The organism is Actinoplanes sp. NPDC026670 (assembly GCF_040638175.1).
In the GTDB taxonomy this organism is placed as follows: domain Bacteria; phylum Actinomycetota; class Actinomycetes; order Mycobacteriales; family Micromonosporaceae; genus Actinoplanes.
Genome location: NZ_JBEZXU010000171.1, coordinates 1 through 1,784 on the forward strand (window position 1 = coordinate 1; position 1,784 = coordinate 1,784).

1 protein-coding gene and 2 pseudogenes are annotated in these 1,784 nt (G+C 71.1%); all 3 read right to left on the reverse strand.

Features of this window, described 5'->3' with window-relative positions:
• Nucleotides 1-345: pseudogene (locus tag AB0E94_RS52795) on the reverse strand (hypothetical protein); the annotation flags it as partial.
• Nucleotides 342-884: a DUF559 domain-containing protein gene (locus AB0E94_RS52800; protein ID WP_360344518.1), complete on the reverse strand. Its 543-nt coding sequence runs from the start codon at nt 882-884 to the stop codon at nt 342-344. The pseudogene AB0E94_RS52795 and the gene AB0E94_RS52800, both read right to left, overlap by 4 nt.
• 117 nt (nt 885-1,001) lie before the next feature.
• Nucleotides 1,002-1,652, reverse strand: a pseudogene (locus AB0E94_RS52805) (zinc-ribbon domain-containing protein); the annotation flags it as partial.
• Nucleotides 1,653-1,784: the final 132 nt, after the last annotated feature.

Consider the following 1,784-nt stretch of genomic DNA (forward strand, 5'->3'; position numbering starts at 1 on the left):
TGCGAGCGCGGTGTTGAGCGCAGCGCGGATGCGGTGCCGTTCCCACGCGTGGCGGCCGGCGCGCAGCTGCTCGGCGAGGTCGGTCAGGGTGTACTCCCACTGCGCGACGGTCGTCGGGTGGCGTGGCTGCACGGCCCGCTCGATGACCCGTGGGGCGGGCACGCTGCGGATCCGGCCGGTGTCGACGTCGGCCTGGTGGCGACGCTGGGCGGTACGCAGCTCGTAGGCGCGTTGCCGGCAGGACCGGTCGCAGTAGCGTCTGCGCCGGCCGGTGGTGGGCTGAACGATGGCGTTGCCGCACCACCCGCACGGCGTCTCGATCTCGCGTTCGGTGTTGGCAGTCATTGGACCGCAGCTTTGCGTCTGGCATCGCGCAGGATCTGCTTGGCGTAGGACTCCGACGCACCGGTGAGCGACGCCAGGAGACCGCCCAACCGGGGGCTGGAAAGCGGTACTCCCTGTGACAGCAGCACCACCAGGCCCGATTCGATCCGGTCCCGCTTCGACGTCGGCGGCCGGCCAGCCGGGGTCGACAGCTCAGCGGCCTGGTGTGGTCTCGGGGCGTACACCGCTCGCTGCCGCACGGGCGGTGGAGTCTGCCGAGGCACGAAGATGGGCACGGTAGCGGTCGGCGGCAGGTATCGGCCGGCAGCGTCCAGGGCAGCCGCGACACGCCGGCCGATCGCCTTGGGGCTGTCCTGCGCACTCACCGTCACGGTGAGACCGCCTGCGAATGGGAGGCCCTGTTCACGGATCCGGATCACCAGGTATCCGGCTGCTTCCATCTGTTCGGTCAACCGCCGGTCCTGGTCGATCCGCGAGCGGTGCGCCAACTCGTCGTACTCGACGACGATGCGCTCCTCGGCGTCGACCAGGTCGCGCATTCCGCGCACCGGCGGTGCCACCGATGGATGCCCGCTGTAGCGCAGTCCGGTGGCTGCTGCCACGGCGACAAGTACCTCGCCCTCGCGGCCCCCACGCGTGGCGTAGCAGGCGGGGCAGCCACGGCCCCTAGTCCGATCAGCGACCTTCTGCTGCCACGTGTGCTCCCGCGCGCACCGCCACCACACCGCTCGGTTCGACCGGGCGGAAAGCGTCCTCGGGTCCAAGCCTCCGTTGAGGTCCACCGCCCACTGCGGCATCAGCATCGGCGCGGCCTGTGGCAGCCGCGGTGCCGGCCGGCGTCCCCCCGCACAGGTCGGACAGCCACGTCCGCGTAGCGCCCGTACCTCGACCTTGGCGTCCCACACGTGGCCAGCCTGGCACCGCCACCACACCCTCGTCGTCGACCCGCATCGCAGCTGTGCCGGGTCGAGTCCGGGGTTCAGGTCAGCTGCCCACTCGGCCAACAGATCGGGTCGACCGACACTGAGACCGGGATGGCGGACACGAGGGCACTGGCCGCACCGACCGGGCGCGGCGGCCTTGCTCGACACCATCGCATGCCAGACGTGCCCCGCCGAGCAGCGCCACCAGACTCGCGTACGTGAGCGGATCGAAACGGTCGCGGGATCGAGGCCCGGGTTGAGATCACGCGCCCACATGGCCAGCAGCTCGGGCACACCCGCCTCCGCCCGCAGCGCCTTCTTCCCCGTGCGGCCAGAACTCACCACCACCGCAGGACGTTGAACAGAACTCACATCGGCCAGCATGCCCGGTCGGTCTGTCACCCCCACAACGTAACTACGGTGGCCCGTCCCGAAGGGGCGGGGCGGCGGACGCCGGACACACGACGGCGGCCGGCACCGTAGAGCGTCCGACACGGCCCAGCGCCGCCCAAAAGT